The 7,321-nt window shown below is 63.5% G+C and carries 9 protein-coding genes; 5 read left to right on the top strand and 4 right to left on the bottom strand.

Annotated elements, in window-relative coordinates; translation table 11 throughout:
* Positions 1 to 415, top strand: a 415-nt coding sequence (locus AS156_RS44110; protein ID WP_245312632.1) for a DJ-1/PfpI family protein, incomplete at its 5' end; no start/stop codon positions are given.
* A 193-nt stretch (positions 416 to 608) separates the two neighbouring features.
* Here the strand turns inward: AS156_RS44110 and AS156_RS08935 are convergent.
* Positions 609 to 1,091: a hypothetical protein gene (locus AS156_RS08935; RefSeq protein WP_066502950.1), complete on the bottom strand. Its 483-nt coding sequence runs from the start codon at positions 1,089 to 1,091 to the stop codon at positions 609 to 611.
* A gap of 247 nt (positions 1,092 to 1,338) precedes the next feature.
* On the opposite strand from AS156_RS08935, the gene AS156_RS08930 reads away from it, so the two are divergent.
* From AS156_RS08930 to AS156_RS08915, 4 genes are all read left to right on the top strand, one after another.
* Positions 1,339 to 2,403, top strand: coding sequence for an amidohydrolase family protein (locus AS156_RS08930; protein WP_066502790.1), 1,065 nt, complete (start codon positions 1,339 to 1,341; stop codon positions 2,401 to 2,403).
* A gap of 208 nt (positions 2,404 to 2,611) precedes the next feature.
* Positions 2,612 to 3,724, top strand: coding sequence for an amidohydrolase family protein (locus tag AS156_RS08925; RefSeq protein ID WP_066502786.1), 1,113 nt, complete (start codon positions 2,612 to 2,614; stop codon positions 3,722 to 3,724).
* Between the two features lie 262 nt (positions 3,725 to 3,986).
* Positions 3,987 to 4,400, top strand: coding sequence for a Rieske (2Fe-2S) protein (locus AS156_RS08920; RefSeq protein WP_066502783.1), 414 nt, complete (start codon positions 3,987 to 3,989; stop codon positions 4,398 to 4,400).
* Positions 4,401 to 4,574: 174 nt separating this feature from the next.
* Positions 4,575 to 5,000, top strand: a complete 426-nt coding sequence (locus AS156_RS08915) for a GFA family protein (RefSeq protein WP_066502779.1) — start codon at positions 4,575 to 4,577, stop codon at positions 4,998 to 5,000.
* Positions 5,001 to 5,252: 252 nt separating this feature from the next.
* Here the strand turns inward: AS156_RS08915 and AS156_RS08910 are convergent.
* The 3 genes from AS156_RS08910 to AS156_RS08900 form a co-directional block, all read right to left on the bottom strand.
* Positions 5,253 to 5,897, bottom strand: a 645-nt coding sequence (locus AS156_RS08910; protein ID WP_245312648.1) for a COG4705 family protein, incomplete at its 3' end; no start/stop codon positions are given.
* Positions 5,898 to 5,984: 87 nt separating this feature from the next.
* Positions 5,985 to 6,377, bottom strand: a complete 393-nt coding sequence (locus tag AS156_RS08905; RefSeq protein WP_201456013.1) for a hypothetical protein — start codon at positions 6,375 to 6,377, stop codon at positions 5,985 to 5,987.
* Positions 6,378 to 6,434: 57 nt separating this feature from the next.
* Positions 6,435 to 7,190: a COG4705 family protein gene (locus AS156_RS08900; protein WP_066502775.1), complete on the bottom strand. Its 756-nt coding sequence runs from the start codon at positions 7,188 to 7,190 to the stop codon at positions 6,435 to 6,437.
* Positions 7,191 to 7,321: the final 131 nt, after the last annotated feature.

Genomic DNA, 7,321 nt, shown 5'->3' with positions numbered 1-7,321 from the left:
ATGCCGTATCTTCTCGGTGTGCACGGGTGCCCTGCTGTGCGGCGCGGCGGGCCTGTTGCAGGGACGCAGGGCGACGACGCATTGGGCGTCGTTTCATCTGCTGCCGTTCTTCGGGGCTACTGCCGTCAATGAGCGCGTCGTGGTCGACGGCAGCTACGTCTTTGCCGCAGGCGTCACCGCGGGCATCGACGGCGCGTTGCGACTTGCGGCCGAGCTGCGCGGCGACGACGCGGCGCGGGCGATCCAGCTCTACATGGCGTATGCGCCGGAGCCGCCGTTCAACAGCGGCACGCCGGAGAGCGCACCACCCGCAATCCTGCAGCAGGCCCGGCACGCGGTGCGCGCGATGACGGCGCAGCGGGAGGAAACGGCACGCCGCATGGCTGCGAGGCTGGGCGTGGTTGTCCCGGCCTAGCCGAGCACAGTAGTTGCGTCGTGGAGTGCACCTCAGGGTGACGGTCTATCCCTCGTCATTGCGAGCGAAGCGAAGCAATCCATCGTGCAGCATGCGTGGAAGCATGGATTGCTTCGTCGCTTCAGCGCAAAATTGCTTTGCAATTTTGTCGCAGAGCTCCTCGCAATGACGGGGTGAATAGATTCACAGGCTCTCAGTTCCCCGGCTCCAACGTGCAGTCGGCACCTCCGCCGCCGTTTTCCTTGATCATCTTGGGATCAAGCGTACAGGACAGCTTGGTCAGGCTTTCGAAGATCGTGCCGGCTGCGCCGTCGGAGGGCACGCCGGCGAGTGCCTCGGTCGCGAATATCTCGTTGGCTTGGCGGCCCTTCACGGTGCGGGTGTGGCTGCCGAAGGTCAGTTGGCAGGAGCGCGAGGTGATGTCGACATTGCTGGCGCGGCAGACGATCTTGTCCGCGGTCACGATGATCTTCTTCGCATAGGCGACATGGCTGTCGCCGTTGAAGAACGCCGCGACCGCCGCCTTCTCCGCGGCCGGCAGCGGCGAATAGGGTGCGACCACGCCGGCGAGCGCCAACGCCACCGAACCCGAAGCCGTCGCGGGCGCTGCCGATGCGGCGGAGACGGCGGCCAGCGCCAATGCGCCCGCGAGGGTCGTCAATCCGGCAAATCTCATCCTGGTCTCCTGCAGTTGCCGCGCTTTCCGCGTCGCGGAATCCGCTACCATGGTTCACGATCCGACATCGTGACGCCATTCACACGCAATCCCAAAACCTGGCGTGAGCGGGCCGGTGCGCGGATATCACAGACCGGCCCCGCGTTGACCGGCTTGCAGGATCAGTCCATCGGGGTCACAGTCAGTCCTGCGGCAGCGCCGCCAAGAATCAAGACGAACAATAAGAGCCAAGGATTCGAGGAACGCCATGGCAGCTACGCGCATCGACTGCGACATCCATCCCGCGGTGGGAGGAACGCGCACCACGCTGCTGCCCTATCTGGATGATCACTGGAAGGAACAGGTGGTCAGCCGCGCCATCGACGGGCTCGACCTCAACTCCAATCCGCCGTCGATGCCGCTGTCGGGCCGCGCCGACTGGCGGCCGGCGGACGGCAAGAAGCCCGGCAGCGATCTCGCCATGGTGCAGCGCGGCGCGTTCGACCAGCTCGGCGCCAGTCACGCGATCTGCAACGTCGTCTATGGCGCGCAGGCGGTGTTCGATCCCTATATGGCGGCCGGCTTCTGCAAGGCGATCAACGACTGGATTGCCGCCGAATGGCTCGACAAGGACAAGCGGCTGCGCGCCTCGATCGTGGTGCCGATGCAGGCGCCGGACCTCGCGGTCGAGGAGATCGAGCGCAGGGCCGGCGACAATCGCTTCGTGTCGGTGTTGGTGCTGTCGCAGGGCGAGATGCTGCTCGGGCGGCGGCACCACTGGCCGATCTATCAGGTGGCCGAGAAGCACAAGCTGCCGATCGCGATCCACGCCGGCAGCGCCTATCGGACCGCGCCGAGCTCGATCGGTTGGCCGTCCTATCGCTACGAATATTATCTGGCGGAAGCTCAGGCGTTCCAGGCGCAGGCGCTGAGCCTGATCTATGAGGGCGTGTTCGGCAAATTCCCGGGCCTGAAGGTCGTGCTGATGGAATCAGGCGTGAGCTGGTTGCCCGCGTTCATGTGGCGCGCCAACAAGACCTGGCGCGGCGTGCGCGTCGAGGTACCCTGGGTCGAGCGCGAGCCGGCCTCGATCATCCGCGATCATTTCCGGGTCACCATGCAGCCGTTCGACGGCCCGCCGGATGCGACTGGTGTCGCCGACGTCATCGACCAGATCGGCTCCGACAAGATGTTCCTGTTCGCGTCAGACTATCCGCACTGGCAGTTCGACGGCGACGACCCGATCCCGCCGCATCTGCCGAAAAATATCGTCGCGCGGATGTGCGAAGACAATCCGCTCGAAACCTTCCCGCGCCTGAAGCTGGATTCGTGAGCATGCTGAGACATAGCGCGACACCGGCGGTGCCACACCTCTCCCCAGCGGGGAGAGGTCGGCGCGCAGCGCCGGGTGAGGGGGCTCGGATCTTGCGAGGGACCGCAAGGCCCTCACCCGGATTGCATCTGGCGATGCAATCCGACCTCTCCCCGGTGGGGAGAGGTGAGCAGATCGCCACACTATCTCAAAAACAGAGGAGGATCGCATGAGTGACGTCATCGACCGCCCGATGCTCGATCAAGAGAAGACTGCCGCAACGCGGCTGAGGATCATCGATTGCGACATCCACCCCAGCATCCATTCGCACAGCGACCTCAACGAATTCCTGCCGAAGCGCTGGCAGCAGCATCTGAAAGAATACGGCAGCCATCTGCGCACGCCCTATATCGGCACCACGCCCTATCCGCGCTCCTCGCCCTTGATCGCGCGGCGCGATGCGTGGCCGCCGACCGGCGGGGTGCCGGGCTCCGATCTGGATTTCATGCGCAAGCAGCATCTCGATCCGTCCGACGTCGAGTTCGGAATTTTGCAGGTGCTCGACCTCTTTATCTTCTCGCAGCAGAACCTGGAATTCGGTGCCGCGATCCAGCGCGCCATCAACGACTGGCAGCTTGCGTTCTGGTCGCATCGCGATCCGCGCCTGAAGGCCTCGATCCTGGTCGGACAGGATGGCTCTGACCTCGGTCTCGCCGAGATCGATCGTTGCGCCAAGACCGGTGAATACATCCAGATCAACGTCTCGCCGCGTGCCAATGAGCCACTCGGACGCCGCGCCTACTGGCCGATCTACGCGCGCGCGCAAGAGCTCGATCTGCCGCTCGGCATCCATGTCGGCGGCTATGGCGGACATGCGCCGACCGGCGGCGGCTGGCCGTCCTATTATTGCGAGGAGCATCAGTCGAACGCGCACACGGTGGCCTCGCAGCTCACCAGCCTCGTGCTCGAGGGCATTCCCGAACGCTTCCCGAAGCTGAAGATCGTGTTCATCGAGGGTGGCTTCGGCTGGATCCCGTCGGCGATGTGGCGGATGGATCAGCATTTCGAGCGCTTCCGCAGCGAGGTGCCGCATCTCAAGCGCAGGCCAAGCGAGTATGTGAAGGATCACTTCTGGTTCACGACCCAGCCGATCGACGAGCCGGATGAGGCGAAACATCTGCGTCAGCTGATCGAATGGGTCGGCATCGATCGCCTGCTGTTCTCGTCGGACTATCCGCACTGGGACTATGACGACGCGCGCTACGCCTTCAAGACGCCGCTGACCGAGGCCGAGCGACGCAAGATCTTCAACAGCAACGCCCGCGCGGTATACAAGTTCTAGAACAAGATGCCTTTACTTCGAGTCAAGCAGCGGGTTCCGCTCTACCTCGCCCCGCGTGCGGGGAGAGGTCGGAACGCATCGTTAGATGCGTTCCGGGTGAGGGGGAGTCTCCGCAAATGCAGCTATCGCCGTATACGCGGAGACGGCCCCTCACCCCAACCCTCTAAGAGCAAGCTTCGCTTGTCTCGACCCCGTAAGAACGGGGAGAGGGAGCGCGGCGTCAACGCGGTCAACCTAACCTCATCACGTTCTGGGTGATCAGATGACCCGTCACATCGTCGCGCGCACCAGCGATATCCCGGCAGGCGGCAACAAGGTGTTCGGCCTCGAGGGGCGCGACATCGTCGTGTTCCACGTCAATGGCGAGTTCTTCGCGCTGCTCAATCGCTGCCCGCATGAGGGCGCGCCGCTGGAGAAGGCGGCGTGCGTGGCACGCCTGACCTCGCCCGAGCCCGGCATCTACCAGCGCGACCGCGTCGGCGAGATGCTACGCTGTCCCTGGCATGGCTGGGAATTTGACATGCGCAACGGCCAGTCCTGGTTCGACCCCAATCGCTTCAGGATCCGCTCCTATCCGGTCGCGGTCGAGAGCGGCGGGGAGTTGCAGAAGGGGCCCTATGTGGCCGAGACCTTCCCGGTGCATGTCGAGGACAATTACGTCATCGTCGAGGTTTAGGGTCTGGACTCAACGAGCTCAAAAGGACGGGGCTCCGCTTCCGATCCAGAGGAGCCTCTGTGAGAGTTTTTCTCGCACTATGCGCGAGTTCTTGACGGATTGTCGCGTTCAAATTTTAGGGATACGTCACCCGGAACGGGCAGAGATGCGATCTGAACGGGAGACAAAGGCAACATGGTGAGCGACACGAACGTTCGGGCCGGCCAGTGCCATTGCGGCGCGGTGCGTTTCGAGGCGACACTCAGCGACGGCTTCAATTCGATCCGCCGCTGCACTTGCTCTTACTGCCGAATGCGCGGCGCCGTCGTCGTCATGGCGGAAATGGGCGGGATCAAGCTCCTGCAGGGCGAGGATGCGTTAACGAGCTACCGTTTCCACACCGGATCAGCACAGCACTTCTTCTGCTCTCGCTGCGGAATTTACACACATCATCAACGACGATCCGACCAGAATCTATATGCCGTCAACGTGGCTTGCCTCGACGGCATGAGTCCGTTCGATTTCGCTGAGGTGCCTGTCATGGACGGCGTCAATCACACGAACGACACCGGCAGGCCAACGCGTCGCGCGGGCACACTCCGCTTCATCCCGGCTGACTAACTAGAGCGTGATGAGACTAGGTTGAACTGGATCGACAGCGGAGGTTCACCTCTCCCCGACGGGGAGAGGTGAAGGAGGCGCATCGTCGAACCGATTCGATCCAAACTCATCTTGCTCTAATCCGCCGGTGGGATGCTCAGGCGTGCTTTCCCGCGCGCTGCGGCAGGATGAACACCAGCGCTGCGATCGCTACGGCGAGGACGATCGATGCCGTGTAGCGGCTGAGCGCTAGCCCGCCATGGTCGATCGGCNCTTGTCCAGGAAATCGCCGACAGTGGCGCCGAGCGGTCGGGTGAGGACGAACGCGATCCAGAACAGCACCGTGCGCGAGACCTTGGTCCAGAGATAGGCCGCGGCGACGATGGCGATACCGGCGGCGAAGACGAGGGCGCCGCCGCCATAGCCGAGCCCGGTGGAATCGGCCATCCAGTCGCCGAGCGCCGTTCCCAGCGTCTGCGAGAACAGGATCGTGATCCAATAGAAGGTCTCTGCCGTCTTATTGTCGATCGAGGCGATCGAGACCGTGCCCATGGTGCGATACCAGGTGGCAAGTGACACAACCAGCAATGCCACGAGTAGCGACGAACCGCCGAGATATCCGATCCCGAGCGAGCGGTCGACGAAGTCGGCGAATGTCGTGCCCACCGTTGTCGTTGCGACGATCACCGTCCAGTACAGAAACGGATGGAAACGCTTCGCCGCCATCTGGGCGGCGACGGCGATGGCGAAGATGACCGCGAAGATAGCGGTGCCCACGAGATAGCCGAGGTCCATCGACATGGTGACGGCGTCGCCGCCGGTTTCGCCAAGCGTCGTGGCAAGAATCTTGATGACCCAGAAGCCCAGCGTCACCGCCGGAACCTTGCCGGCGCGCTCGGCCGTGATTGTAACATTCATCAGTTGCATGAGGGTCTTCACTCCGAAGTGATGGCGACCACCGGCCGAGTTTGCTCCGGCTGATGGTCGAAATGATGGTCGGAGGCCTCAGGCCTTCGAATCCATGATCGACAGCAGGTCGGCGAGCGCCTGTTTGCACTTGGCGGCATCGGGATTGGTTTCGCGGACCGCCGCGAGCGCGCGGTCGATCGCCTTGTCGACCGTGTGCCAGTCGGCTGCCGCGCGCGGCTTCAGCCCGGCCTCGGCGTCATCCCATTTGGTTTCGAGATCCTTGATCCGTGTCTTGGCACCGGGAAGATCGCCTTTCTCGACCAGCGCGGCGACGTCGACGACGATGCCGCGGAACGACGAGAGGTCGCCGAGCTTCGATGTGGCAGCTTGCGCGCGCGGCAGCAGGCTGGGGCCTCCATTGGCATGTGGCAGCGGTTGGGTGACGGCGAGGGCGAGGATTGTCGCGACGCTGAGGATCGTCCTGTTCATCATGGTTCTCCTTTGTTGGATTGCTTTGGTCGTCGTCCGTTCGGACGCGCGCAGAATTCAATCGCTGAGGGAGGTGGTGGGCCGCCGGCCGGTATCGCCTGCGAGGGACAGCCAGATCACCAGCGCGACGATCACCGTCAGAAAGGCGAGGCTGGTGGAGATCGTGCCGAAGCCGAGACCGCCATAGTCGCGGGACTGCGACAGCAAGTCGCCGAACGATGCCCCGAGCGGCCGCGTCAGGATGTAGGCGAGCCAGAAGGTCAGGACTGCGTTGGCGCCGAGGGCGTAAGCCGCCGCAACGGCTGCGATCAGGACCGTGAAAACGACGACCCCGACGTTGAAGCCGAGACCCAGCGCTTCGGTCGCGAGATCGCCCGCGGCGGTGCCGAGCGCGAATGTGAAGAGGATCGCGGCCCAGTAGAACAGTTCGCGTCTGACTGTCACGATCGTATGGATCGACAGCGTCCGCTCGATCGTGAACCAGATCGCGAAGACGTCGGTGAGTGCGATCGCAAAGGCGGCCGTGCTGACGTACAGGCTGATCTCGAGCTTGTCGGTCAGTGCATCGGTGATCTGCGTCCCGACGATGCTGACCAGCACGACCGTCAGCCAGTAGATCCATGGCACGTAGCGGTCCATCGACAGTTGGACGACCAGTGCTGCCGCGAGAAGGCCTGCCATCAGCAAGCCGGTCACGGTCGTCCCGAGGCCGACGTGAACCGCGAGATAATCGGCGCCGGTCTCGCCGACGGTGGTCGACATGATCTTGATCGCCCAGAAGACCAGCGTGACCTCGGGGACCTTGTTCAGCATGCGGCGGCCGATGGGTTTCACGTCTTGCACTGTGGGAGGCTCCGCTCTGAACATGTCCGGCGGTTCCGCCGAACTCGGAGGGAGTGTGCACAGCGAGACTTAGCTCCGGCTTAGGTGGATTTGGCCGAGCG

This window comes from Bradyrhizobium macuxiense (assembly GCF_001542415.1).
Classification (GTDB): domain Bacteria; phylum Pseudomonadota; class Alphaproteobacteria; order Rhizobiales; family Xanthobacteraceae; genus Bradyrhizobium; species Bradyrhizobium macuxiense.
This window is presented reverse-complemented; position numbering and strand designations above follow the sequence as displayed.

Bases quoted from the DNA above. Each gene is read 5' to 3' on its own strand.
- AS156_RS08900 (WP_066502775.1), bottom strand. From the start codon at position 7,190: ATGCTGAACAAGGTCCCCGAGGTCACGCTGGTCTTCTGGGCGATCAAG.
- AS156_RS08920 (WP_066502783.1), top strand. From the start codon at position 3,987: ATGACCCGTCACATCGTCGCGCGCACCAGCGATATCCCGGCAGGCGGC.
- AS156_RS08935 (WP_066502950.1), bottom strand. From the start codon at position 1,091: ATGAGATTTGCCGGATTGACGACCCTCGCGGGCGCATTGGCGCTGGCC.
- AS156_RS08925 (WP_066502786.1), top strand. From the start codon at position 2,612: ATGAGTGACGTCATCGACCGCCCGATGCTCGATCAAGAGAAGACTGCC.
- AS156_RS08915 (WP_066502779.1), top strand. From the start codon at position 4,575: ATGGTGAGCGACACGAACGTTCGGGCCGGCCAGTGCCATTGCGGCGCG.
- AS156_RS08905 (WP_201456013.1), bottom strand. From the start codon at position 6,377: ATGAACAGGACGATCCTCAGCGTCGCGACAATCCTCGCCCTCGCCGTC.
- AS156_RS08930 (WP_066502790.1), top strand. From the start codon at position 1,339: ATGGCAGCTACGCGCATCGACTGCGACATCCATCCCGCGGTGGGAGGA.